Below are 23,970 nucleotides of genomic sequence, written 5' to 3' on the forward strand. Positions count from 1 at the left end.
CTCCACCAGGCGATATGCGACGAGGGGGCGTTTCATCAGGCGCCGGGGACGCGGTGGGCGGTGACTTCCGGCCGATCCACCCCGTCCAGGACGGTGCCCGGGTCCGTGGTGCGCGAGCCCGCCGTGGCGCGGGCGAAGGCGGCCGTTCCGCCGACGAACGGCACCCGCGCGGAGGTACGGGCCAGGTCGAGGGTGAGCGTCGGAGTGTCGGCCGGGGGATCGATCAGGCCCCGGTCGGTGCCGGCGACGATCAGTGCCAGGCGGTGGCCCTCGGGGACGACGTGGTCGGTGGCCGCCAGGTCGAGGGTGATGGTGTACCGCTTGCCGGGGGTGAGCGGCTCGCCCCTGCCGTCGTCGGCGTGGTTGCCGAGGTCGGCCCAGCCACGGCTGACGATCGTGTGCTCGACGTCGGTGGTCGTGGCGCGGGTCTCCTGGAAGCAGGAGCTGTCGCCCTCGGTGCTCGCGCCCCAGCAGGTGCGCTCGGGGAGGGTGGTGATGCCTTCCCCGTCGGCGGCGTAGTCGCGGACGGTGTCGGGGCCGAGGTCCACGAGTACGGCGGAGAGGTGGGCCGTGGGTGCGCTGGGGGTGGCGGTGACGGTGACCCGGGAGGCGCCGGACAGGCGCAGGTCACGGGTGAGCGGGCCGGTGACGAAGCCGGCCTTGTCCGGGGCCGGGGTGTCGACGCGGGCGGCCCAGTCGGTCTCGCTCAGCCGCGGGTCGTCGGTGAAGGCCTCGGTCCCCTCGCCCCTGCGCAGGCCGAGGGTGCCGACGCCGGCCTCGGTGCCCCGGGCGGGGCGCAGGGTCGTGGTGTGCGTGCCGCGCGGCGGCCAGCTCTTCGAGGTCACCCACTGGTCGGGGCGGCGTTCGATGTCGGCCATGGGCTCGCGGTCGATGCCGTTGTCGTAGCCGAGGAGTTCGTGGTCGAACCAGCGGTGCAGGGTGTCGACCCACTCGGCGCGGCGGAAGTCGAAGGGGTCGACGTGGCCGGTCCGGGACAGCCAGATCTTGCGCTCGACGCCGTTCTTCGCGAGGGCGTCCCACCACGGGCCGACGTGCTGCATCCGTACGTTGAGGTCCTGCATGCCGTGCACCAGGAAGACGCTGGCCCTCACCTTCTTCGCGGCGCGCGTGTAGTCGCGTTCGGCCCACATGGGTGTCAGGTCGCCGGTGCGCGGGGCGCCCTCGACGAGTTCGCGCTGGACGGCGTCGCAGCCGGCGCGGGCCTCGGGGCTCTCGACGTACTGGGACAGCCAGTCGGGGCCGGAGTCGTAGAGCGGGGCACCCTGGGTGAAGTAGTAGTCGTACCAGGAGGAGATCGCGGCGATCGGGACGATGGTCTCCAGGCCCTCGACGCCGGTGGCGGCGACGCCGTTGGCGATGGTGCCGTCCCAGCTCTTGCCGATCATTCCGGTGCGGCCGTTCGTCCAGTCGGCCCCGGCCCGTTCGGTGCCGGTGCGGCTGGTGTACGCCCTGCCGCGGCCGTTCAGCCAGTCGACGACGGCCTTCGCGGACTGGATGTCGGAGCGGCCCCCGACGTCCACACAGCCGTCGGACCGGTTGGTTCCGGCCAGGTCGACGCCGACGACGGCGTAGCCGCGCGGCACGAAGTAGTTGTCGTAGAACAGCGGCATCCGCACGACGTCGCCGTTCGCGTCGTAGGTCTTCTTCTGGCTCTCGTTGCCGCGCCCGCAGCAGGAGTAGTACGGGCTGGCGTCCATGATGACGGGGACCTTCCGGCCCCGCTGCGCGGGTTCGCGGGGGCGGACGATGTCGACGGCGACCCGGTCGGTGCGGCCGTCCCGGTCCTCGTCGAGTCCGGTGTCCACCCAGACGGCCTCGCGGACGGCGTCGTCGTAGGAGTGGACGGGCAGGCTCTCGCGCGGTGGCGCGGCGTGTGCGGCCGTGGGGGTGAGGAGTGCGGCCGTCAGGGCGGCGGTGGCCGCCGTCGCAAGTGATCTCCAGGTCGTGAAGCGCGTGCGTTTCGGCATGCGCGGGACGGTACAGGGGTGAACTCGGGTGCAGAAGAGGGCGATTGACGCCTCATGAGGCCACGGGTGGCTGAAACCACGCCTGGTGGGACGCGCCGGCTCCCGAGCGGGAGCGGTGACGGGTCCGCTCAGTCGCCGTGGTCGTACACCGTCACCGGTATGCCGCGTTCCACCAGCCGCTCGGTGATCAGCGGCTCGACGCGGGACCACCTGCCGCCGGCCAGGCCGCAGCCGATGCGGGGCATGTGCACGGAGGCGTTCAGCTCCGTCGCCCTGTCGGCGAGGCGGCCGAGGGCGGTGTCGATCGCCTCGTAGCGGACGGGGACGCCCTTGCTGCCGGTCCGTGTGCCGCGCTGGCCGATCATGTTGGCCACCCAGACGTACCGGTCGACCTGGACCAGCCGGACCGCGCCCAGACCGAAGTCGTTCGCGGCGCGGTCGCGGTGCCAGGCGCGGTAGGCGGCCTCCGGTTCGGGCCAGCGGCGCGATACGGCCAGGACGAAGCCCTTCCCCCACCCGCCGATGTCGTTGCAGACATGGGCGATGACCTTGACGCCCTTCACCGACGGAGCGGTGGCGTCGCCCCGGACATATGTGATCCCCGACATGACGCCACCGTAGGCGTTGCCACTGACAGTGGCCGCGGCCCGCTACTTGGTCAGCCGCGAGAGCTCCTGGCCGGTGTTCCGCGCCACCCGGCGGCGGACGCCGTACCAGCCGGCTACCGGCATCGCGGCGATGAGCGGGACGGGCGGCGGCGTCGACCGCGCTGACGCGCCTCATGGTCGGTCGCTCGTCCGGCGGAAGGGCGGCGCCGGGGTTCGCCGGGCGGAGGGGGTCGCCTCGGGCCGAGGACGGACGGACGAGAACCGGGAGGTGTCACAGCACTGGTGGTACAGCGATACTGCTGGACATGACGACCGAGACCGAGCAGCCGCTCACGATCGACGAACTGGCGGCCCGAACCGGTGTCACCGTGCGCACGGTCCGTTTCTACGGCACCAAGGGACTGCTGCCGCCGCCGGTGATCGGTCCCCGGCGGGTCGGTCACTACGGGCGGGAGCATCTGGCCCGCCTTGAGCTCATCGAGGAGTTGCAGCACCTGGGCATGACGCTGGCGGCGATCGAGCGGTACCTGGGGCAGCTCCCGCCGGATCTGAGCGCCCGGGACCTGGCGGTCCAGCGGGCGGTGGTGGCCTCCTGGGCGCCCGAGACGGTGGAGACGGTGCCGCGCGGGGAGCTGGAGCGCCGCGCGGGGCGGGCGCTGGGCGAGGAGGACGTGGAGCGGCTGGCGGCGATGGGCGTCGTCGAGCGGGACGGCGAGGTGCTGCGGGTCGACCCCGGGCTGCTGAGCCTCGGGGTGGAGCTGCTGGACGTACCGCTGTCCCACGAGACGGTCCTCGCCGCGCGCACCGCGCTCACCGAGCACTCCCGCGCGGCCGCCCGCGAGCTGTCGCGGCTGCTGCGCGACGCGGTCGCGGAGCGGGACGCGCGGGACGTGCGGTCCCTGTCCGCCCGGATGCATCCGCTGGTGGTGCAGGCGCTGCTGACCGCCTTCCAGCGGTCGCTGCGGGAGGAGCTGCGGGAGTGGCTCGACGAAGAGGGGTGACGGGGCGGGCCCGTCACCCCCCGCGGCGGGTCAGCGGGCGTCCGTGAAGACCTCCCCCTTCTCCGCCTTCTCCACCAGCAGCGCCGGCGGGGTGAAGCGCTCGCCGTAGCGCTCGGCGAGCTCACGCGCGCGGGCCGTGAATCCGGGCAGGCCGCCCTCGTAGCCGTTGATGTACTGCAGGACGCCGCCGGTCCAGCCGGGGAAGCCGATGCCGAGGATGGAGCCGATGTTGGCGTCGGCGACGGAGGTGAGCACGCCCTCCTCCAGCAGCCGGACGGTGTCCAGTGCCTCGGCGAACAGCATGCGCTCCTGCATGTCGCGGAACGGGATCTCGTGGCCGGCCTTCGTGCTCTGCTTGCCCGGGGGGCGCCCCCCGGAACCCCCGAAATGCTCCCGCAGTCCGGGCCACAGCCGTGCCCGCCTGCCGTCCTCGCCGTACTCGTAGAAGCCGGCGCCTCCGCTGCGGCCGGGGCGCCCGAACTCGTCGACCATGCGGTCGATGACGGCCTCGGCGGGGTGTGCGGTCCAGGTGCCGCCGGCCTCCTCGACGGCCCGCTTCGTCTCGTTGCGGATCTTGCGCGGGAGGGTGAGCGTCAGCTCGTCCATGAGGGAGAGCACCTTGGCCGGGTAGCCCGCCTGCGCGGCGGCCTGCTCGACCGAGGCGGGCTCGATGCCCTCGCCGACCATGGCGACGCCCTCGTTGAGGAAGTGCCCGATGACGCGCGAGGTGAAGAAGCCGCGCGAGTCGTTGACGACGATCGGGGTCTTGTTGATCTGCCGGACCAGGTCGAAGGCGCGGGCCAGCGCCTCGTCCCCCGTGCGGTCGCCCTTGATGATCTCGACCAGCGGCATCCGGTCGACGGGCGAGAAGAAGTGCAGCCCGATGAAGTCGGCCTGGCGCTCGACGCCCTCGGCGAGGGCGGTGATGGGCAGGGTGGAGGTGTTGGAGCAGAGCAGGGCGTCGGGGGCGACGACGTCCTGGATCTCCTGGAACACCTTGTGCTTGAGGGCGGTGTCCTCGAAGACGGCCTCGATGACCGCGTCGCAGCCGGCGAGGTCGGCGGCCTCGGCTGTGGGCGTGATCCGGGCGAGCAGCGCGTCGGCCTTCTCCTGGCTGGTACGGCCCTTGGCGACGGCCTTGGCGCACAGCTTCTCGGAGTAGCCCTTGCCCTTGACGGCGGCTTCCAGGGAGACGTCCTTCAGGACGACGTCGATGCCCGCGCGGGCGCACGAGTAGGCGATGCCCGCGCCCATCATCCCGGCGCCGAGGACGGCCACCTTGGTCACCTTGCGGGGCTCGATGCCCTTGGGCCGGTTGGCGCCGGAGTTGACGGCCTGGAGGTCGAAGAAGAACGCCTGGATCATGTTCTTCGAGGTCTGTCCGGCGGCCAGCTCGACGAAGTAGCGGGCCTCGATGACCTGGGCGGTCTCGAAGTCCACCTGGGAACCCTCGACGGCGGCGGCCATGATGTTGCGCGGGGCCGGGTAGGGCGCGCCGCCCGTCTGCTTGCGCAGGTTGGCCGGGAAAGCGGGGAGGTTGGCGGCGAACTTCGGGTGGGCGGGGGTGCCGCCGGGGATGCGGTAGCCGGGCCGGTCCCAGGGCTGGGCGGACTCGGGGTTGGCGTCGATGAAGGCGCGGGCCTTGGCGAGCATGTCCTCGCGCGTGTCGGCGATCTCGTCGACCAGGCCGTTCTGCCGGGCGCGGCGCGGGTTGTACTGGGTGCCCTGGAGGAGCACCTTCAGCAGCGCGTCGGTGATGCCGAGCATGCGGACGGTGCGGACGACGCCGCCGCCTCCGGGGAGCAGGCCGAGGGTGACCTCGGGGCAGCCGATCTTGGAGCCGGGGGCGTCGAGGGCGATCCGGTGGTGGCAGGCGAGGGCGAGTTCGTAGCCGCCGCCGAGGGCGGCGCCGTTGATCGCCGCGACGACGGGCTTGCCGAGGGTCTCGATGCGGCGCAGGTGCCGCTTGATGGCCATGCCGCCGTCGAAGAGGTCCTGCGCCGTCTCGGGGGTGACCCGGATGAGGTCGCGCAGGTCGCCGCCGGCGAAGAAGGTCTTCTTGGCGGAGGTGACGATGACGCCGCGGATGGAGTCCTTCTCCGCCTCCAGGCGGTCGGTGATCACGGCGAGGGAGTCGCGGAACGCCTGGTTCATGGTGTTCGCGGACTGGTGGGGGTCGTCGAGGACGAGGGTGACGACGCCGGTGCGGTCCTGTTCCCAGCGGATGGTGGTGCTCTCGGTCATGAGGGGGTCTCCGTGAGTGAGGTGGCGGGTCGCCGGGGTTCAGAGGCGTTCGACGACGGTGGCGATGCCCATGCCGCCGCCCACGCACAGCGTGGCGAGGCCGTAGCGCTTGTCCTGGCGCTCGAGTTCGTCGACGAGGGTGCCGAGGATCATCGCGCCGGTGGCGCCGAGCGGGTGGCCCAGCGCGATGGCGCCGCCGTTGACGTTGACCTTGTCCAGGGACAGGCCCATGTCCCGCGCGAAGCGCAGGACGACCGCGGCGAACGCCTCGTTGATCTCGACGAGGTCGATGTCGTCGATGGTCAGGCCGGCCTTGGCGAGGGCCTTGCGGGTGGCGGGGGCGGGACCGGTGAGCATGATGGTGGGCTCGGACCCGGACACGGCGGCGGAGACGATCCTGGCGCGCGGGGTGAGTCCGTAGCGGTCGCCGACCTCCTTGGAGCCGATGGCGACGAGCGCGGCGCCGTCGACGATGCCGGAGGAGTTGCCCGCGTGGTGGACGTGGTCGATCTTCTCGACCCAGTGGTACTTCTGCAGGGCCACGGCGTCGAAGCCGCCCAGTTCGCCGATGTCCGCGAAGGACGGCTTCAGCCTGGCCAGCGAGTCGGCGGTGGTGCCGGGGCGCAGGTGCTCGTCGTGGTCGAGGACGGTGAGGCCGCCGCGGTCCTTGACCGGGACGACGGACCGCTCGAAGCGGTTCTCCTTCCAGGCGGTGGCCGCGCGCTCCTGCGACAGGGCGGCGTACTCGTCGACGTCGCGCCGGGAGAAGCCCTCGATGGTGGCGATCAGGTCGGCGCCGATGCCCTGCGGGACGAAGTCGGTGGCGAGGTTGGTCATCGGGTCGTTGAACCAGGCGCCCCCGTCCGAGGCCATCGGCACCCGGGACATCGACTCGACGCCGCCCGCGAGGACCAGGTCCTCCCAGCCGGAGCGGACCTTGGCGGCGGCCAGGTTGACGGCCTCCAGGCCCGAGGCACAGAAGCGGTTCTCCTGCACGCCCGCCACCGTGTCGGGCAGTCCGGCGGCGATGGCGGCGATGCGGGCGATGTCGGAGCCCTGGTCGCCGACCGGGCCGACGACGCCGAGCACGATGTCGTCGACGGCCGCCGGGTCGAGGCCGGGGAAGCGGTCGCGGACCTCGTGGATGAGGCCGACGACCAGGTCGACGGGCTTGGTGCCGTGCAGGGCTCCGCCTGCCTTGCCGCGCCCGCGCGGGGTGCGGATCGCGTCGTACACGTACGCTTCGGTGCTCACGAGGGGGCCTTTCACTGAGGGTTCGAGGGCTTCGGGGGTGAGGGCAGCAGTCGCGGCACGTCCCAGTCGCGGGCCACGTCGTCGGTGTCGGCGCCCGGCCGGGCGGGCCCGGTGCGGAGGGTGGCGGGGGTCGCGGAGAACCTCGGGGCCGGTGCGGGCTGGGTGATGCCGGCGTGGTCGGTGAAGGTGTCCCGGGCGGCGAGATGCGGGTGGTGCGGGGCCTCGCGCAGGGACAGCACGGGTGCCACGCACGCGTCGGAGCCGTCGAAACGGGCCGTCCACTCGTCGCGGGTGCGGGTCCTGAAGCGGGCGGCGACCTGCGCGCGCAGCTCCGGCCAGCGGGTGACGTCGGTGTGCGCCTCGCTCTGGCCCTCGATGCCGAGCAGGCGCAGGAACTCGGCGTAGAACCGCGGCTCCAGCGCGCCCACCGCCATGTGCTCGCCGTCGGCGGTCCCGTAGGTGCCGTAGTAGGGGCAGCCGCCGTCGAGGAGGTTGGCGCCGCGCCGGTCCTGCCAGGCGCCGGCGGCGAGCATGCCGTGGATCATCGCGGAGAGGTGGGCGGTGCCGTCCACGACGGCGGCGTCGACGACCTGTCCGGTACCGGTCGCGCGCGCGTGGTGCAGCGCGGCGAGGACGCCGACGACGAGGTAGAGGGAGCCGCCCGCGTAGTCGCCGAGCAGGTTGGCCGGGACGGCCGGAGGCCTGTCCGGGTCGCCGATCATGCCGAGGGTGCCGGTGAGGGCGATGTAGGCGATGTCGTGGCCCGCGCGGTCGGCGAGGGGGCCCTGCTGGCCCCAGCCGGTCATCCGGCCGTAGACCAGGCGCGGGTTGCGGGTGTGGCAGTCGCCGGGGCCGACACCCAGGCGCTCGGCGACTCCGGGGCGGTAGCCCTCGATGAGGACGTCGGCGCGTTCGGCGAGGTCGAGGACGCGGGCGGGGCCGTCGGGGGCCTTCAGGTCGACGATCACGGAGCGCTTGTTGCGGTTGGTCACGTCGAGGGCGGGGTCGATCCCGAGTCCGGGCCCGCCGGGGCGGTCCACGCGTACGACGTCGGCGCCCAGGTCGGCGAGGAGCATGGCGGCGAACGGGCCGGACCCGATCCCGGCCAGCTCGACCACGCGCACGCCGCCGAGCGGACCGTGTCCCGGCGTCTTCGCCTCCGTCATCGAGCCCCCATCGGCTGTGACACTACTGGTGTAACACCCATGATGTTAGGAACGTGTCCCACCCGGCACAAGACCGGGCGAGCAAGCGCTTGGCCACTGTACGGCGCGGCACCCGTCTCCCGCGCCGGTCCACGCGCTGTCGCGCCTTTTCCCGCTTCTTCAGGGCGTTCGGGGCACGGTCATCGGTTTCCTCCGGGCTCGCCGTCGGGCTCCGCACCCCTCACGCTAGCCTCGGCCACCGACAACGGCGCGGCTGCACGACCAAGGGGTGTCATGAGCAGGCTGAAAAGGACGGACCGTCCGTACGACATCGTGCTCTTCGGGGCGACCGGCTTCGTCGGAACCCTGACCGCGGAGTATCTCGCCGACCGTGCCCCCGCCGGGCTGCGCTGGGCGATCGCCGGGCGCAGCCCGGAGAAGCTGGAGCGGCTGCGGGACCGGCTGCCCGGCGGCGCGGAGGTCGGACTGCTGCGGGCGGACGTGTCCGACCCGGCCTCGCTGCGCGCCCTCGCCGAGCACGCGCGGGTGGTCGCCACGACCGTCGGCCCCTATGTGGAGTACGGCGAGGAACTCGTCGCCGCCTGCGCGGACACCGGGGCGGACTACGTGGACCTCACGGGTGAGCCGGAGTTCGTGGACCTGATGTACGTCCGGCACGACGCACGCGCGCGGGAGACCGGGGCGCGGCTGGTGCACGCCTGCGGCTTCGACTCGGTGCCGCACGACCTGGGCGCGTACTTCACCGTGCGCCAGCTCCCGGAGGGGGTGCCGCTGACCGTGGACGGCTTCGTGACCGTCGACGCGGCCTTCTCGGGCGGGACCTTCGCCTCGGCGCTGAACCAGTTCGCCCGGCACCGCGGGCTCCGCGCGGCGGCCCTGGACCGCCGGCGCCATGAACCGAGGCTGGTGGGCCGCCGGGCGTCGGCCCCGACGGGCGCGCCGCGCTACGCGCCGGAGGTCGGCGCCTGGGCCCTGCCCCTGCCGACCATCGACGCGCAGATCGTGCGCCGTTCGGCCAGGGCGCTCGACCGGTACGGTCCCGACTTCCGCTACCGGCACTACGCGGCCGTGCGGCGGCTCCCGGTGGCGGTCGGCGGGGTGGCGGCCGTGGGCGCGCTGGTGACGGCGGCCCAGTTCCCGCCGCTGCGGCGCCGGCTCTCCGACCGGCTCGGGCCCGGCGACGGGCCGGGTCCCGAGAAGCGCGCCCGGAGCTGGTTCACCGTCCGCTTCGTCGGCGAGGGCGGCGGGCGCCGGGTGTACACGGAGGTCGCGGGCGGCGACCCCGGTTACGGCGAGACGGCGAAGATGCTGGCCGAGGGGGCGCTCTGCCTGGCCTTCGACGACCTCCCGCCGACGGCCGGCCAGGTCACGACGGCGGTGGCGATGGGCGACGCGCTGATCGACCGCCTCCGCGCGGCGGGCATCCGCTTCCGCGTCGCCGCCACACGCTGAGGAGCCGGGCGACGGAGGCGTCCGGTCCGCCGCCGGACGGGCGGGAAGCCAGGCCTGCGGGGGTCGTGCGAGACCGGCCCCCACCGGTCGGCGGAGGCTTGTGAGACAGGAACCCGTGGTGGTACCGCGGAGCGGCACGGACCGGTCACCCGCCCTCGGGCAGGTGAGGGCGTCAGAGCGGCCACTCGGCCAACGTGTAGATCATTCCGGCGATCCAGCCCAGCCCGGCCGGTACGGCAAGGGCGAGTCCCACGGTCACGGCCCGCTCGACGGGCCGTCCGTCGGCGGCGACAGGCTTGGGTGCGCGGTGCGTTGTCATGCACGCCAGCCTGGCGGGGCGGGCGGGGGCCGGCATCCGTACAGGTACTCAGGACCGGTACTCAGACCGCGTGGTCACCCGGGAGCCCCTACGGAGCGGCCTCGCCAAGTGCCCGGCGGCACAGGGCGTCCGCCCTGCGGGTGGTCTCCGGGAGGCGGTAGGCGGGCGCCAGGGCGAGGGTGTGGGCGCAGGCGTTGTCCAGGCTCACGCGGTGGCCCACCGAGACGAAGACCGGCTTGACGGCGTCCCTCGTGCGCAGGGCGCGGCCCACCTCCTCGCTGCCGGCCAGCAGCGGGGACGTGCTCCCGCGCGGGGTGTCCGGTTCGTCGTGGGTGAAGGTGAAGGGGTTCTTGGCGACGCCGATCGTCGGCAGGCCGGTGAGGACGCCGAGGTGGCTGGCGAGGCCGAAGCGGCGGGGGTGGGCGAGGCCGTAGCCGTCGCAGACCACCAGGCCGGGCGGGCACGGCAGGGCGTCGAGGGCGGCCAGCACGGTGGGGATCTCGCGGAAGGCGAGCAGTCCGGGGACGTACGGGAAGGAGATCCGGCCGACGGCCGTGGACTCGGCGACCACGTCGAGGGTCGCCGCGTCGAGGACGACGGCCGCGGCGGCGACGACGTCCCGCTCGTCGTCGTACGCCACGTCGACTCCGGTGACATGGCCCGTTCCGGGCGGCGGGCCCGGTTCGTCGAGCACCACCCGCGCGCGGAGTGCGTCCTGGACCGCGCGGGCCTCTTCCTCGGTCACGGGCCAGTCGGCCGGTGTGCGTACGGTCGTCATGGTGCCCCGAGCCTACGCGGCGCGCGTGCTCCGCGCGGAGGGCGCTCCCCCTCCGCGCGGAGGCGGCTCACTTGCCGAGCGCCCGCTGGAGCTGACCCTTGTTCATGTTCGAACGGCCCTCGACGCCGCGCTTCTTGGCCTCCTCGTACAGCTGGTCGCGCGTGGGGCCCTGGGAGCCCTTGCCGGACCGCTGGCCGCCGCGCTTGCCGGACGACATGTCCTGCGTCGAGGTACGGCTGGCCGTCTTCGACTCACCGGACCGGGCGCGCTCCTTGTTCACCGTCCGGGAGGCGATCTCCTTGGCGCGTCCGGTGCTCTCGCCCCGGTCCTCGGCGCTCTCCTTGATGTGCTCGTACTGACGCTCCCGTTTGGGGCTGGAACCGCTTGGCATGTCCGCTCACTTCCTCTCGCGTACGGCGAACGGGTACCCACGTCGACGGCGATCAGGGCACCCCATGTGCTCCAGGCGGCCGTCCCGTCCCCTCTCCCCCGCCGCCCGGCAGCCGTGACCGGGCGTGAGGTCGACCGCGAGGGCGGTGGTGCGGCTGCGCGGGAGCCAGGCGGCACCGGAGCGGACGAGGGGCCTCAGGTGTTCGGCACCGGGGGAAGGCGAGGGCGAACACGTCGCGCACCGGATCGCCCCCGGGGGACCGTGGTGCCGGTGACCGTCCAGGTGCGGCCCCGGTCCGCGGAGTGCGGCACACACACGCGCGTGTGCCGCTCCTCCGGTGGCCGGACGGACGTCCCGCGATCCGGTCCGCGCGCCCGGGCCGGTGCGGCCGCCGGGCCGGTGCGGCCGCCGGGCCGGTGCGGCCGCCGGGCCGGTGCGGCCGGGGGCGCCGGGGCGGCCGGGGGCGCCGCACACGGCTGTCACGGGCGCCCGGCGACGCGTTCGTCCCGTCCGGGTCGCCGGTCGTGTGCTTCCCGGGCACCTCGTGGCGGGCGGCACGGGTGTCCCAGGGGGCGCGCGAGAAGAGCCGTGTCACTCGCGTGCATGAAGGCGGTGACAGAGGTCACTCGCTTTTCGTGTGCACGGATTGGCCGATTCCGTCGTCTCATCCAGTAGCCGTCCCGATCCGCCCCGGAAGCCTGTCCAGCCGTCATGAGGGAGCAAGGCGTTGTCCACCGTCATCGAGCAGACCGTCGAGGCCCGTCTCGTCGCCGCCGCGCCGCGGATGCCGAGCATTCCCGCCACCCTGCACTACGACCGCGACGACCCGTTCGCCGTCCGCATGACCTTCCCCGCGCCCGCCACCCTGGAGGGCGTCGAGGTCTGCTGGACCTTCGCCCGCGACCTGCTCGCCGCGGGGATGGAGGAGCCCGAGGGCGACGGCGACGTACGGGTCCGGCCGTACGGCTACGACCGCACCGTGCTGGAGTTCCACGCCCCCGAGGGCACCGCCGTCGTGCACGTCCGCTCGGGCGAACTGCGCCAGTTCCTGGAGGCCACCGACGAGCTGGTGCCGACGGGCCTGGAGCACCTCCGGCTCGACCTGGACCACGATCTCGCGGAGCTGATGCGTGACGCGTGACGTGTTCGGCTGACGCCCGCCGCTCATCAGGGAGTTGGGCGTGCCGTACGCCGGCCCGCCGGCCTGTGTGTCGTACGTCCCCGTGTCGAGCAGCTCCCGCGCGGCACGGCGGACCAGGGCGTGCGCGGCCTGGGCGATGCCGGAGCCGGCGCTCACGCGGGCGACGCCCGGGGCGGCCGGCTCGCCGGCCGACGGGGCACCGGGACCGGCCATCACGTTCGGCGGCGCGCCGGTCCCGTCGGCGAGCTCCTTCACGGTCCCCGGGTCGACGGCCCCGGGGACGAAGATCCCGTCGGCGTCCGCGGCAAGCTCCTGGGTGTCGTCCACTCCCCCGGCGCCGCGCGGGAAGGTGCCGGCGCCCGCGTCCTCCGCCCGCCGGGCGCCGGCGAGGTCCCGGGCGTTGGGCAGGATCAGCGGGCTCCCCGGGACGTGCAGGGAACGGAAGGCGGGGGCGCGGTCGTGCGGAAGGGTGGTGGAGTCCGCCGTACCGGCCGCTCGACCAGCGGCCCGGCCGTCCCGGCCGGCAGGAATCCGACGTGAACCTACGGCCGGGGGGCTTCAGCCGCCCGTGGGGAGGGGCGATGCCTTCGCGGTGGCGCTCAGGGTGTTCCGGAGTTCCCGGACGACCATGGCCTGCGCGGGGGTCGCCGCGCGGGCGGAGAGCTGCTCGACGCGGTGTTCCCGGTCGGCGTGGCCGCCGGCCGGGAGGAGGGTGGTCAGGCCCGCCGCAGCGCCCAGGGCGACGGCCGTCGCGTCCGGCTCGGGAACGTCCTCGGGCGGTGTCGGTCCGTCCAGGATCTGCCGCGCCCGCCGCCGCAGGGCCCGTACCCGGCCCGCGTCGGCCAGGACGTGCTCCACCGACGGGAACACCCCGAGGACCCGGTGCTTCTCGGCGCGCAGCACCCCCTCGGCCACCAGTTGCTCCCGGACCGCGTCCAGGGTGTACCGGGCGCGCAGCGTCACCCAGGTGCGCCAGCGGTGCGGGCAGGACTCGCTGACCAGCTCCAGCAGTCCGTCGAGGACCGCGTCCCCGGTCCGGGAGTCCAGGTCGAGCGGTGTGACGATGCCGTCGTCGTCGACCAGCAGACCGCGCCGGGCCAGCTCGGCGAGGGCTCCCGCCCGCACCAGAGGGGGCAGCCGGGCCGGGTCGGTGTCCCAGGCCAGCAGGCAGAGGCGGGCCGGCAGGGAGAGCGGGCCGTCGGTCACGGGGCCTCCTCGGGGGCGGTGACGTCGTGCTCCGAAAAGCCGTTGACAGCCGTTTCGGGCACTCCTACGGTGTACAGCGGTTCTGTTGCCGTCGAATGGAGAAGGACGTTGCTCGTCTGAGGTTCTGAGACACCGCGTCACACCACACGTGTGTGTACGTCGCGTGCGACCTCGGCGTTCGAGCCGTCCTTGCGGTCCTTGCGGAACAGGGCTTTTCTCATGCCCAGGCCTTCCCTCCCGGCTGCCGGTCCTCGTCCCGCGGTGTCTCGATACGCGTTTGCCCCTGATCGCCCCGAGCAACCGCGGAGGCCCGCGTGACACCATCCATCACCTGTACGTCCCTCGCCTTCACCTGGCCCGACGGCACCACCGTCTTCGAGGGCCTCGACGTCGCCTTCGGCCCCGGCCGCACCGGCCTCGTCGGTGTCAACGGGTCGGGGAAATCGACCCTGTTGAAGCTGATCGCCGGTGAGCTCGCACCGGCCGACGGCGCCGTCCGGGTCGCCGGCGAGGTGGGGTACCTGCCGCAGAACGTGACGCTCGACACCGCGCTGCGGGTCGACGAGGTCCTCGGCATCGCCGGGCCGCGGGCCGCGCTGCACGCCATCGAGGCGGGCGACGTGGCCGAGGAGCACTTCGAGACCGTCGGCGACGACTGGGACGTCGAGGAGCGCGCCCTGGCCACGCTCGGCGAACTCGGCCTCGGGCACATCGGTCTCGACCGCACCGTCGGTGAGGTGTCCGGCGGCGAGTCGGTGCTGCTGCGGCTGGCCGCGCTGCTGCTGGGCCGCCCGGACGTGCTGCTGCTCGACGAGCCCACCAACAACCTCGACCTGTACGCCCGCAGGCGGCTGTACGCGGCCGTCGCGGACTGGCCGGGCGTCATGGTCGTGGTCAGCCACGACCGTGAACTGCTGGAACTGGTGGACCAGATCGCGGACCTGCGCGCCGGGGAGGTCACCTGGTACGGCGGCAACTTCTCGGCGTACGAGGAGGCCCTGGCCGTCGAACAGGAGGCCGCCGAGCGGATGGTGCGCGTCGCCGAGGCGGACTTCCGCAAGCAGAAGCGCGAACTGGTCGACGCCCAGGTCAAGTTGGCCCGCCGCAAGCGGTACGGGCAGAAGATGTTCGAGCAGAAGCGCGAGCCGAAGATCGTCATGGGGGCGCGCAAGCGCGCGGCGCAGGTGTCCGCGGGCAAGCACCGCATCATGCACGAGGAGAAGCTCTCCGAGGCCAGGGAACGCCTCGACGACGCGGTGGAGGCCGTACGGGACGACGACGAGATCCGCGTCGACCTGCCGTACACGGCCGTACCGCCGGGCCGTGACGTCCTCGCCCTCATGGACCTGGAACTGGCGTACGGCGCCCGGGTGAACGGCGGCTTCGATCTGCGGGGCCCGGAGCGGGTGGCGCTGATCGGGCGCAACGGCGCGGGCAAGACGACGCTGCTGCGCACGGTCGCCGGGGAGCTGGAGCCGGTCTCCGGGGAGGCGCGGGCCCATGTGCCCCTGCGGTTCCTGCCGCAGCGGCTCGACGTCCTCGACGCGGAGCTGACCGTCGCCGAGAACGTGGCCCGGTTCGCGCCGGGCGCCACCAACAACCGGGTGCGGGCCCGGCTCGCCCGCTTCCTGTTCCGGGGTGCCCGCGCCGACCAGAAGGCGGCGACGCTCTCCGGCGGCGAGCGCTTCCGGGCGGCGCTGGCCGCGCTGATGCTGGCGGAGCCCGCGCCGCAGCTGCTGATGCTGGACGAGCCGACCAACAACCTCGACATGGCGAGCGTCCGGCAGCTCACCACGGCACTGGAGTCGTACGAGGGAGCCCTGATCGTGGCCAGTCACGATCTGCCGTTCCTGGAGTCGATCGGCATCACCCGGTGGCTGCTGATGGAGGAGGGGGAGCTGAAGGAGGTGTCGCCGGAAACCGTCGAGCGTTCCGCGTAGCGTCCGCGGCGGTCCGGGCCCGCGGCCGGTCACCGGTGGTTCACCTCATCGCCGCCGGGGGGTGGCCCGGGCCGGACCGGCCCCGCATGATGGCTGGGCCGACGCCGGGAGAACCGGCCGCTCCACGGACTCCCCCGGTACGGCCGAGCCCTGCCCCGTCCGATCCGGAGTCCCCTCGTGCCCAGCAAGAAGGCCCTCGTCCGCCGTCCCGCTCCCCGTCTGGCCGAGGGGCTGGTGACGCACGTCGAGCGGGAAGGCGTCGACGTCGGCCGCGCGGTGGAGCAGTGGGAGGCGTACACGGAGACGCTGCGTACCCACGGCTGGGAGACGACAGAGGTCGATCCGGCCGACGACTGCCCGGACTCCGTGTTCGTGGAGGACACGGTGGTGATGTACCGGAACGTGGCGCTGATCGCCCGCTCCGGTGCCGAGTCCCGCCGCGCGGAGACCCTCGGCGTCGAGGAGGCCGTGGCGTCGCTCGGCTGCTCGGTGAACTGGGTCTGGGAACCGGGCACGCTGGACGGCGGCGATGTGCTGAAGGTCGGCGACACGGTGTACGTGGGGCGGGGCGGGCGGACCAACGCGGCCGGGGTGCGGCAGGTGCGGGCCGCGTTCGAGCCGCTGGGGGCACGGGTGGTCACCGTGCCGGTCGCCAAGGTGCTGCACCTGAAGTCGGCGGTCACGGCGCTGCCGGACGGGACGGTCGTCGGGCACGTCCCGAACATGGACGCGCCGTCGCTGTTCCCGCGCTTCCTGCCGGTGCCGGAGGCGGCCGGGGCACATGTGGTGCTGCTCGGCGGGGACAGGCTGCTGATGGCGTCGAGCGCGCCGAAGACCGCCGAGCTGTTCGCGGACCTCGGCTACGAGCCCGTCCCGGTGGACATCGGCGAGTTCGAGAAGCTCGAGGGCTGCGTGACCTGCCTCTCGGTGCGACTGCGGGAGCTGTACGTCTGAGGGGCGGCACCGTCACCCACACGGCGCAGCGACCTGCGGCTCCGCGCCGGACGACGCTCCATGGGGACCCCGCTGATCAGGGCCCTTTACGGTGCCCTTAACCTACGGCTACGTAACCTACGGCTTCGTAGCCTACGATTCCGTAGGTTCCCGGCACCGCTCGCCGGCACCACCCGTATGTCACCGTCCCCTGGAGTCACCCGTGTCGCTCGCTTCTCCCCACCTCGGCAGCCCTTCGGTCTGGACCGACGCCCGGCTGTTGCACGCACTGGAGGAAGTGGTCGAGAAGGAGCTCAACCGGCATCTGAAGGTCACCAAGGACTGGATGCCGCACGAGTACGTTCCGTGGAGCGACGGCCGCAACTTCCCCGGCTTCTTCGAGGACGGCGAGGCCTGGGACAAGGAGCAGTCGAAGGTCACCGAGGTCGGCCGGATCGCGCTGGTGGTGAACCTGCTGACCGAGGACAACCTCCCCAGCTACCACCACGAGATCGCCACGCTGTTCGGCCGGGACGGTGCCTGGGGCACCTGGGTGCACCGCTGGACCGCCGAGGAGGGTCGGCACGGCATCGTGATGCGGGACTACCTGCTCGCCTCGCGGGCGGTGGACCCGGACAAGCTGGAGCAGTTCCGCATGGCGCACATGAGCGAGGGCTTCGAGTCGGACAACCGGCACTCGATGCTCCACTCGGTCGCCTATGTCGCGTTCCAGGAACTGGCCACCCGCGTCTCGCACCGCAACACCGGCCACCAGTCCGGTGACCCGGTCTGCGACCGCATGCTGGCGCGCATCGCGACCGACGAGAACCTGCACATGGTGTTCTACCGCAACCTGCTCAAGGCGGCCTTCGAGCTCGCGCCCGACCTGACCATGCAGGCGGTCCGCGACGTCGTCGTGAACTTCCGGATGCCCGGCCACGGCATCCCCGGCTTCGAGCGGGCCGCGGCGCAGATGGCGATCGGCGAGGTCTACAACCTGCGCATCCACCACGACGACGTGCTCCAGCCGGTGCTGCGCTTCCTGAAGATCATGGAGGTCGACGGGCTGGGCCCCGAGGGCCTCAAGGCGCAGGAGGAACTGGGCCTGTTCATGGGCGGCCTGGACGGGGAGGCCGCGAAGTTCGACGAGAAGCTGGCGGCCCGCAAGGCCCGTATGGCGGCCCGCGCCTGACGGACTGAGGCGGGCGGCGGAGGCGGAGGCCTACCGGCCCGTACGGCGCAGTTCCAGGCGTTCCTTCTCGGACATGCCGCCCCAGACGCCGAAGCGCATGTCGTGGGAGAGGGCGTACTCCAGGCACGTCGCGCGGATCGGGCAGAGGCCGCAGATCCGCTTGGCCTCGCGGACCGAACTGCCCGGCTCGGGGAAGAAGAAGTCTCCCCCGGTCTGCGCGCACAGCGCCTCCTCCTGCCAGGTGAGGTCGGGCGACGGGATCGTTTCGGTGTGCATGACCGGAAGCGTGCCGTGCGGCGAAAAACGTTCGATCAACGCGGGATCAACGGAGGGCCTTTCGGGTCCTCCGTCGGCCGCACGATGATGACGCCGGGGCACCCGGCGCGCACGGCGGCGCGCCGGGTGTGTCAGGTCTCGCGCGGATCGCCCTTGAGGACGGCGAACCGTGCGCCGTACGGGTCCTCCAGGCGGGCCAGCCGGCCGACGCCGGCGAGGGAGGTGGCGGGCAGCCGTACCCTGCCGCCCAGCTCGACGGCCCTGGCGACGACGGCGTCCGGGTCGTCCACCCCGAAGTAGGGCAGCCAGTGGGGCCGGCCGGGCTCCGCCCCGGCGAGGTCGTCGGCCGACGGGACCAGTCCGCCGAACATGCCGTCCTCGCCCGTCCCCGCGGGATTGACGGAGGTGTAGACGCCGCCGGGGAAGGTCACCGCCGAGGTCTCCCAGCCGAGGACGGAGTGGTAGAACGCGGCGGCGCGGGCGATGTCCGGGGTGTACAGCTCGACCCAGCACAGGGTGCCGACCTCGCCGGCCGCCTCGATGCCCTTGCGCAGCGCCGGTTCCCAGACGCCGAAGGGGACGCCGGCCTGGTCGGCGAGGACCGCCGTGCGGCCCTGTCGCATCACGTCCGTCGGTGGTACGGGCACGCTGCCCCTGGCCTGCCGGCCGGTCTTCGCCGTGGCGTCCGCGTCGGGGCTCTGGAAGTAGACGGTCCAGGCGGGCGGCCCCTGGCCGGGTGTGGACCGCATGCCGCCGGCGACGATGCGGTCGGCGAGCCGGAAGAACCCGTAGCCTCCGGCGTCGGGGCCGGCGGAGGCGAACTCCCAGCCGAAGAGGCCGCCGTAGAAGCGGGCGGCGCCCTCCATGTCGGGCGTGCCGACGTCGATCCAGTTGGGGGCGCCGTCGACGAAGTGGGTGGTGAGCATGGTGCCTCCCTTGGCGAGGTGCCCTCGCCTGCTTTGTCGAGTCTTCCACCATCCACTCACCACCACCGCCGGAGCACCCCGGACGGACGTGGGTTCTGCTCGCCCCCGCCGCCCCTTCCCGTCCCCGTCCCCGTCCCCGTCCCCGTCCCCGTCCCCGTCCCCCGGGGGCGCTGCCCCCGGACCGCTGCTCCTCAAACGCCGGAGAGGCTGATATTCAGTCCCTCCGGCGTTTGAGGAGCGGGGTCTGGGGCGGAGCCCCGGGTTCGGGACGGGAAGGGGCGGCGGGGGCGCGTCGTGTCGGGCCCGCAGAACCCCCGCCGGGTCACGCGGACGCGCGTCGGATCAACGTCGTCGGGAGGATCAGGCTGTCGGAGCCGGCGCCCGCGGCCTCCGACGGCGTGCCGGTGCCGTCGAGGTCGCGCAGGAGGAGGCGGGCCATCATGCGGCCCATTTCCTCTATGTCCTGGCGGACCGTTGTCAAAGGGGGGTCCGTCTGTTCCGCGATCGGCAGCATGTCGTCGAAGCCGACGACCGCCACGTCGTCCGGCACCCGCCGCCCGTGCTCGCGCAGCACGCGCAGGGCGCCCGCCGCCATGAGGTCGTTGCCGGCGAACACCGCGTCCAGACCCGGGCAGCGGTCGAGGAGCTCCCGCATCGCCCGCTCGCCGCTCGCGGGGGTGAAGTCGCCCTCCACGACCAGCCGGGGATCGGCGTCGGCCATGACGTCCCGGAAGCCGTCGAGCCGGTCCACCGCCGCGGTCTGGTCCAGGGCGCCGGTGATGTGGGCGATACGGCTGCGGCCGAGGCCGAGCAGATGCCGTACGGCGTCGCGGGCGCCGCCCCGGTTGTCGCTGTCGACGTAGACGACACCGCCCTGGCCGCCGCTGAAGTCGGGCCGGCCGCCGTACACGGTCGGCAGGCCGGCCTGCCGGATCAGTTCGGGCAGGGGGTCGTCGATATGGAGGGAGAACACGAGGGCGCCGTCCACATGGCCGCCGGCCACATAGCGGCCGACGCGGACATGGTCGTCGCGGTCCTCGGTGAGCAGCAGGACGAGCTGGTTGTCGTGGGCCGTCAGCTCCTTGCTGATGCCGCGCAGTTGCCGGGCGAAGAAGGGGTCGGCGAAGACCCGGGTCTCCGGTTCGGCCACGATGACGGCGATGGCGTCGTGCCGCTTCGTCACCAGGCTGCGGGCCGCCTGGTTCGGCACGTACCCGAGTTCCTCCACCGCCCGCCTCACCCGCTCGGCCAGGCGCTCCCGCACCCCGTGGGAGCCGTTGACCACGCGGGAGACCGTGGCCCGGGAGACCCCGGCCCGCGCGGCCACGGCCTCCAGCGTGGGGCGTGGCGCTGTGTCGGTCACTTCGGGGCTCCTCACCTGCGGCTGCGGGAAAGGATAGCCCCGGCCCGGTCACGGGCGAGAGCGCTCTCGGATCACGTCCGGCGCCGTCAGTGCCCGTGCGTCGGCTCCTCCTCGGCGGCGGGCTCGTGAACGTGCTCGTGCGCGTCCGGGTCGTATCCCGGGATGGTGCCGTCCGGCTTCTTCACCAGGAACAGGCCGACCATGCCCATGTCGGAGTGGCTCTGGACGTGGCAGTGGTACATCCAGGCGCCCGCTCCGACCCCCTCCCCCGCGATGATCTGGAAACCGAAGGAGTCGGCCGGACCGCAGATCTTGTTGTCGATGACCTGGCTCGGGTCGTCGGGGCCGGTGAGCATGCCGGTGCGGTTGTCGGCCCAGCGGTGACCGTGCATGTGGAAGGTGTGGTAGTACTCGCCGTGCGTGATCATGACGATCTCGACGCGGTCGCCCACCGTGGCCTCGAAGTTCGGGCCGGTGTGGGCCGGCTTGTTGTTGATCGACATGTCGTTGAAGACGATGGTGTGGGTCGCGTCGGGCAGGACGTCGCCCTTGCGGCGCACGATCACCGGCCCGTACAGCCCGTTGCGGATGCCGCCGGTGCCGTGCACGGTGCCGACGACGTGGTCGTGGTAGTGCCAGTAGCCCGCGCTGCCCGCCCGCCAGGTGCCGTCCGAGCGGCGGCCGGGCTTGTGGGTGCGCCAGGTGTAGGTGCGGGTGCCGCCGGGTTCGACGTCGCTCTTGTTCTGCTTGGTGCCGTCGCTGGAGATCTCGTAGTCCAGGCCGTGGACGTGCAGGCTCACGGGCACGTCCATGGTGTTCTCGAACTCGACGTGCAGCGTGTCGCCCTCGTTGAGCTCGATCAGCGGGCCGGGGATGGACGCCTTGCCCTTCTCGAAGCCGTAGCCCATCCGTCCGCCGTCCAGCCGCTCGGCGTACAGCTTGACGCGCCGCACCTCGCCCCCGGCGGGCGCGGTCTTCGCCGGTGTGGCCGCGCTCACGGCCTCGGGCGCGACGGACAACGATGTCGCGACGGCGGCGCCGCCCAGCAGTACCCGTCGGTTGAAACCGCGTCTGTCCATGCCGAACTCCCCACGTGGCTGTCATGAACCTGTGAAACCGTAGCGGCCACTCCGGGGTTTATCCACACTCAGGACAAAGTTCGTTTCATCTCTGCGATAGGTATTGGCGTCTGGCGCAAAGAGGTCTAGCTTCCTTGACGCTGTTGCTGCGACCGAGGAGGGGTGGGTGGCCACGTGCGGTCCACATCGCATCAAGAACCCATGCGCTTACGAGGGTTGAGCACGTCGAGCGCCACGAGCACACGAAGGACGAGAACGGGACGACGGGTCTGGGCGGCCACCGTGACCGCCGGGGTCGTCGCCGCCGGACTGCTGTCGGGTCCCCCCGCCAGCGCGCGCCCGGCCCCGGATCCGTCCCTGACAACGATGTCCATCAAGTCGCCCCCGGGCGGCGCGAACGTACGCGTGCTGCTGTTCCACGGCTCCGCGGCCGCCGGCGACGAGTCGCCGCTCGTGAACGCCGGGATCGCGGCGATCGAGAAGATCGGGCTGTCCGGCCCGGCTGACCAGCGGTTCAAGGTCACCGCCACGGACGACGCGTCGGTCTTCACCAACGACAAGAAGCTGGGCCGGTTCAACGCCGTCGTGTTCCTGACCGGCGGCGGGGACGTCCTCGACCCGGACCAGGAGGCGGGCCTGGAGGCGTACATGGAGGCCGGCGGTGGTTTCGTCGGTCTGCACGACGCGGCCCGCGCGGAGCCGTACTCGGACTGGTTCACCGGTCTGATCGGCGCCCGTCCGGCCGCGTCCAGTCCGGACACGGTGCAGCGGGCGACCGTCGAGGTCGGCGACCGGACGCACCCGGCGACCAAGAGCCTGCCGCAGCAGTGGAAGCGGCCCGACAAGTGGCTGAACTGGGTGGAGAACCCCTCCGGCGACGTGCACACGGTCGCCAGGGTGCGCGAGTCGACGTACGCGCCCGGTGCGAGCGCCAACGGCTGGGACCACCCGGTCAGTTGGTGCCGTGACTACGACGGCGGCCGGTCCTTCTACACCGGTATGGGCGGCACGGTGTCGTCGTACGACGAGACCGACTTCCGCGACCATCTGCGCGGCGCCCTGCTGTGGACCACCCGCCTGGTACAGGCCGACTGCAAGGCGACGATCACCGGCAACTACAAGGCGGAGCGGTTGACCCGGCCCAACCAGCCGGGGCAGAACGACCAGATCGGTGAGCCGCACGGCCTGGTCGCCGCCCCCGACGGCCGTGTCCTCTACATCGGGCGCGGAGGTGCCGACTCCTCCCAGCCCGTGGTCACCGACTGGAACGACCCCGACATCGGCAAGGGCAGGGGCGAGATCCACGTCTACGACCCGGAGACCGGGAAGGTCACCCTCGCGGGGGCACTCACCGTCTTCGGCAACAAGGGCGGCGGCGACGAGCTGCGGAAGGTCGAGGAGGGACTGCTCGGCATCGAGCTGGACCCGCGGTTCGAGGAGAACGGGTGGGTGTATCTGCACTACACCCCGCACTCCGGGATCAACCGGGACACGCACATGGCCGAGCGGCGGGTCTCCCGCTTCACGCTCGACCCGGCGACCAACAAGCTGGACCTGGCAGGCGAGAAGGTGCTGCTGAAGTGGCCGGTGCAGATCCACAGCTGCTGCCACGCGGGCGGCGGGATGGCCTGGGACTCCAAGGGCAACCTGTACATCGCCACCGGTGACAACAACTCCAGTGGCTTCAGCGGCGGTTACTCGGGCAACAACCCGGAGCCCAACTTCAAGGGCGTGTCCTTCGCCGACGCGCGCCGCACCGCCGGCAACACCAACAACCTCAACGGCAAGATCCTGCGCATCCACCCGGAGCCGGACGGCACGTACACGCTGCCCGAGGGCAACCTGTTCACCGGGAAGGAGACCGCCGAGGGCGGTGGCAAGACGCGCGGCGAGATCTACGTGATGGGCGTCCGCAACCCGGCGCGCATCTCCGTCGACCGGAAGACCGACACCCTGTACGCGGGCTGGGTCGGCCCGGACGCCGGCTCCCCCTCGCCGGCCTGGGGTCCGGCGAAGTACGACACGTTCGCCGTGATCACCGAGGCGTCCAACCGGGGCTGGCCGTACTGCATGGGCAACAAGCAGCCCTACCGGGACCGCAACCTGCCCGATCCGTCGAAGCCCCTGGGCTGGTACGACTGCGACGCCCCGAAGAACGAGTCGCCGAACAACGACGGCCTGGTCAACCTGCCGCCGGTGACCGGCAACAACATCTGGTACTCGCCGCAGGGCGGCGGCCCGGACTACCCGCGCGACGAGAACGGCATCCCGTCGTACGAGCAGGACGAGGCCACGTACAGGCTGCCCTGGCTGAAGGGCGGCGGGCAGGCCGCGATGAACGGCCCGGTCTACCGCTACGACGCCGACAGCGCCAGTGAGGTCAAGTGGCCGGCGTACTGGGACGGCAAGTGGTTCGTCGGTGACTTCTACGACGCCGACCAGCCGCGCAACGCGGTGCTGATGGACCCGAAGACGCAAGGAGACGGCGGACTTCCGGTGCACTCGGAGTCCCTGAAGAAGATCGTGCCGGTCGGCAACGACGGCATCAAGAACCTGATGGGCTGGAAGTTCGGCCCGGACGGCTCGCTGTACGTCCTCGACTACGGGCGCGGCTTCTTCACCTCCGACTCCAAGTCCGCGCTGTGGCGGGTCACCTACACGGGCGGCGGGCCGACCCCGGCCGCCGGTCAGCTGGCGAGGGGAACCGAGTGAG

The 23,970-nt window shown here is 72.5% G+C and carries 20 protein-coding genes and 1 pseudogene; 7 read left to right on the forward strand and 14 right to left on the reverse strand.

All coding sequences use genetic code 11. The annotated features are described in order from the left end of the window. Positions 1-35: 35 nt before the first annotated feature. Both ACIA6T_RS18365 and ACIA6T_RS18370 read right to left on the reverse strand, forming a co-directional pair. Positions 36-1,988: a Xaa-Pro dipeptidyl-peptidase gene (locus ACIA6T_RS18365; protein ID WP_399447507.1), complete on the reverse strand. Its 1,953-nt coding sequence runs from the start codon at positions 1,986-1,988 to the stop codon at positions 36-38. Positions 1,989-2,116: 128 nt separating this feature from the next. Then, entirely contained in the window at positions 2,117-2,596 is a 480-nt protein-coding gene (locus ACIA6T_RS18370) for a macro domain-containing protein (RefSeq protein WP_399447508.1), read from the reverse strand. 305 nt (positions 2,597-2,901) lie between these two features. Here ACIA6T_RS18370 and ACIA6T_RS18375 point away from each other — a divergent pair, with 305 nt between their 5' ends. Next, positions 2,902-3,597: a MerR family transcriptional regulator gene (locus ACIA6T_RS18375; protein ID WP_399447509.1), complete on the forward strand. Its 696-nt coding sequence runs from the start codon at positions 2,902-2,904 to the stop codon at positions 3,595-3,597. 30 nt (positions 3,598-3,627) lie between these two features. Here ACIA6T_RS18375 and ACIA6T_RS18380 read toward each other — a convergent pair whose 3' ends face one another. The 3 genes from ACIA6T_RS18380 to ACIA6T_RS18390 are packed head-to-tail and all read right to left on the reverse strand — an operon-like array spanning position 3,628 to position 8,261. Beyond that, positions 3,628-5,841, reverse strand: coding sequence for a 3-hydroxyacyl-CoA dehydrogenase NAD-binding domain-containing protein (locus ACIA6T_RS18380; RefSeq protein ID WP_399447510.1), 2,214 nt, complete (start codon positions 5,839-5,841; stop codon positions 3,628-3,630). A 39-nt stretch (positions 5,842-5,880) separates the two neighbouring features. Next, complete coding sequence (locus tag ACIA6T_RS18385; RefSeq protein ID WP_399447511.1) at positions 5,881-7,095, reverse strand: acetyl-CoA C-acetyltransferase; 1,215 nt, start codon at positions 7,093-7,095, stop codon at positions 5,881-5,883. 11 nt (positions 7,096-7,106) lie between these two features. Next, positions 7,107-8,261, reverse strand: coding sequence for a CaiB/BaiF CoA transferase family protein (locus ACIA6T_RS18390; RefSeq protein ID WP_399447512.1), 1,155 nt, complete (start codon positions 8,259-8,261; stop codon positions 7,107-7,109). Between the two features lie 273 nt (positions 8,262-8,534). Between ACIA6T_RS18390 and ACIA6T_RS18395 the strand changes: the two genes are divergently transcribed. Then, a complete protein-coding gene (locus tag ACIA6T_RS18395) occupies positions 8,535-9,713 on the forward strand; it encodes a saccharopine dehydrogenase family protein (RefSeq protein ID WP_399447513.1) in 1,179 nt (392 codons plus the stop codon). A 172-nt stretch (positions 9,714-9,885) separates the two neighbouring features. On the opposite strand, the gene mmpA is transcribed toward ACIA6T_RS18395, so the two are convergent. From mmpA to ACIA6T_RS18410, 3 genes are all read right to left on the reverse strand, one after another. Continuing rightward, on the reverse strand, positions 9,886-10,032 hold the full coding sequence (mmpA, locus tag ACIA6T_RS18400; protein ID WP_399447514.1) for a morphogenic membrane protein MmpA: 147 nt from the start codon (positions 10,030-10,032) through the stop codon (positions 9,886-9,888). An 88-nt stretch (positions 10,033-10,120) separates the two neighbouring features. Further along, positions 10,121-10,810 carry an endonuclease V gene (locus ACIA6T_RS18405; RefSeq protein ID WP_399447515.1) on the reverse strand — a complete coding sequence of 230 codons (690 nt, stop codon included), beginning with the start codon at positions 10,808-10,810 and terminating at the stop codon, positions 10,121-10,123. A gap of 67 nt (positions 10,811-10,877) precedes the next feature. Beyond that, positions 10,878-11,201, reverse strand: a complete 324-nt coding sequence (locus tag ACIA6T_RS18410) for a plasmid stabilization protein (RefSeq protein WP_385055736.1) — start codon at positions 11,199-11,201, stop codon at positions 10,878-10,880. 727 nt (positions 11,202-11,928) lie between these two features. Between ACIA6T_RS18410 and ACIA6T_RS18415 the strand changes: the two genes are divergently transcribed. After that, positions 11,929-12,342 carry an SsgA family sporulation/cell division regulator gene (locus ACIA6T_RS18415; protein ID WP_399447516.1) on the forward strand — a complete coding sequence of 138 codons (414 nt, stop codon included), beginning with the start codon at positions 11,929-11,931 and terminating at the stop codon, positions 12,340-12,342. 99 nt (positions 12,343-12,441) lie between these two features. Here the strand turns inward: ACIA6T_RS18415 and ACIA6T_RS18420 are convergent. After that, positions 12,442-12,669 (reverse strand): annotated as a pseudogene (locus tag ACIA6T_RS18420) (isocitrate lyase/phosphoenolpyruvate mutase family protein); the annotation flags it as partial. 231 nt (positions 12,670-12,900) lie between these two features. Then, a complete protein-coding gene (locus ACIA6T_RS18425) occupies positions 12,901-13,548 on the reverse strand; it encodes a GPP34 family phosphoprotein (RefSeq protein WP_399447517.1) in 648 nt (215 codons plus the stop codon). Positions 13,549-13,862: 314 nt separating this feature from the next. Here ACIA6T_RS18425 and ACIA6T_RS18430 point away from each other — a divergent pair, with 314 nt between their 5' ends. The 3 genes from ACIA6T_RS18430 (at position 13,863) to ACIA6T_RS18440 (ending at position 17,613) form a co-directional block, all read left to right on the forward strand. After that, the gene (locus tag ACIA6T_RS18430; RefSeq protein ID WP_399447518.1) at positions 13,863-15,488 is read left to right on the forward strand and encodes an ABC-F family ATP-binding cassette domain-containing protein; all 1,626 of its coding nucleotides are present in this window, start codon (positions 13,863-13,865) and stop codon (positions 15,486-15,488) included. A 177-nt stretch (positions 15,489-15,665) separates the two neighbouring features. Continuing rightward, positions 15,666-16,442: a dimethylargininase gene (gene ddaH / locus ACIA6T_RS18435; protein ID WP_399447519.1), complete on the forward strand. Its 777-nt coding sequence runs from the start codon at positions 15,666-15,668 to the stop codon at positions 16,440-16,442. A 202-nt stretch (positions 16,443-16,644) separates the two neighbouring features. Then, positions 16,645-17,613: an acyl-ACP desaturase gene (locus ACIA6T_RS18440; protein ID WP_399447520.1), complete on the forward strand. Its 969-nt coding sequence runs from the start codon at positions 16,645-16,647 to the stop codon at positions 17,611-17,613. Between the two features lie 30 nt (positions 17,614-17,643). Here the strand turns inward: ACIA6T_RS18440 and ACIA6T_RS18445 are convergent, their stop codons facing one another. The 4 genes from ACIA6T_RS18445 to ACIA6T_RS18460 form a co-directional block, all read right to left on the reverse strand. Then, entirely contained in the window at positions 17,644-17,889 is a 246-nt protein-coding gene (locus tag ACIA6T_RS18445) for a WhiB family transcriptional regulator (RefSeq protein ID WP_399447521.1), read from the reverse strand. Positions 17,890-18,020: 131 nt separating this feature from the next. Continuing rightward, positions 18,021-18,815 carry a VOC family protein gene (locus ACIA6T_RS18450; protein WP_399447522.1) on the reverse strand — a complete coding sequence of 265 codons (795 nt, stop codon included), beginning with the start codon at positions 18,813-18,815 and terminating at the stop codon, positions 18,021-18,023. Positions 18,816-19,137: 322 nt separating this feature from the next. Then, positions 19,138-20,178: a LacI family DNA-binding transcriptional regulator gene (locus ACIA6T_RS18455; protein WP_399447523.1), complete on the reverse strand. Its 1,041-nt coding sequence runs from the start codon at positions 20,176-20,178 to the stop codon at positions 19,138-19,140. 86 nt (positions 20,179-20,264) lie between these two features. Further along, positions 20,265-21,257, reverse strand: coding sequence for a multicopper oxidase domain-containing protein (locus tag ACIA6T_RS18460; protein WP_399447524.1), 993 nt, complete (start codon positions 21,255-21,257; stop codon positions 20,265-20,267). 201 nt (positions 21,258-21,458) lie between these two features. On the opposite strand from ACIA6T_RS18460, the gene ACIA6T_RS18465 reads away from it, so the two are divergent. Then, positions 21,459-23,969, forward strand: a complete 2,511-nt coding sequence (locus ACIA6T_RS18465) for a ThuA domain-containing protein (RefSeq protein ID WP_399447525.1) — start codon at positions 21,459-21,461, stop codon at positions 23,967-23,969. The last annotated feature ends 1 nt before the right edge of the window (position 23,970 follow it).

Source organism: Streptomyces sp. NPDC051740, from assembly GCF_044453165.1.
Taxonomy (GTDB): domain Bacteria; phylum Actinomycetota; class Actinomycetes; order Streptomycetales; family Streptomycetaceae; genus Streptomyces; species Streptomyces atrovirens.

Excerpts from the sequence above, each read along its gene's own strand:
- ACIA6T_RS18380 (WP_399447510.1), bottom strand. The coding sequence starts at position 5,841 with ATGACCGAGAGCACCACCATCCGCTGGGAACAGGACCGCACCGGCGTC.
- ACIA6T_RS18370 (WP_399447508.1), bottom strand. The coding sequence starts at position 2,596 with ATGTCGGGGATCACATATGTCCGGGGCGACGCCACCGCTCCGTCGGTG.
- ACIA6T_RS18445 (WP_399447521.1), bottom strand. The coding sequence starts at position 17,889 with ATGCACACCGAAACGATCCCGTCGCCCGACCTCACCTGGCAGGAGGAG.
- ACIA6T_RS18375 (WP_399447509.1), top strand. The coding sequence starts at position 2,902 with ATGACGACCGAGACCGAGCAGCCGCTCACGATCGACGAACTGGCGGCC.
- ACIA6T_RS18405 (WP_399447515.1), bottom strand. The coding sequence starts at position 10,810 with ATGACGACCGTACGCACACCGGCCGACTGGCCCGTGACCGAGGAAGAG.
- ACIA6T_RS18395 (WP_399447513.1), top strand. The coding sequence starts at position 8,535 with ATGAGCAGGCTGAAAAGGACGGACCGTCCGTACGACATCGTGCTCTTC.
- ACIA6T_RS18450 (WP_399447522.1), bottom strand. The coding sequence starts at position 18,815 with ATGCTCACCACCCACTTCGTCGACGGCGCCCCCAACTGGATCGACGTC.
- ACIA6T_RS18390 (WP_399447512.1), bottom strand. The coding sequence starts at position 8,261 with ATGACGGAGGCGAAGACGCCGGGACACGGTCCGCTCGGCGGCGTGCGC.
- ACIA6T_RS18460 (WP_399447524.1), bottom strand. The coding sequence starts at position 21,257 with ATGGACAGACGCGGTTTCAACCGACGGGTACTGCTGGGCGGCGCCGCC.
- ACIA6T_RS18465 (WP_399447525.1), top strand. The coding sequence starts at position 21,459 with ATGCGCTTACGAGGGTTGAGCACGTCGAGCGCCACGAGCACACGAAGG.
- mmpA (WP_399447514.1), bottom strand. The coding sequence starts at position 10,032 with ATGACAACGCACCGCGCACCCAAGCCTGTCGCCGCCGACGGACGGCCC.
- ACIA6T_RS18365 (WP_399447507.1), bottom strand. The coding sequence starts at position 1,988 with ATGCCGAAACGCACGCGCTTCACGACCTGGAGATCACTTGCGACGGCG.
- ACIA6T_RS18410 (WP_385055736.1), bottom strand. The coding sequence starts at position 11,201 with ATGCCAAGCGGTTCCAGCCCCAAACGGGAGCGTCAGTACGAGCACATC.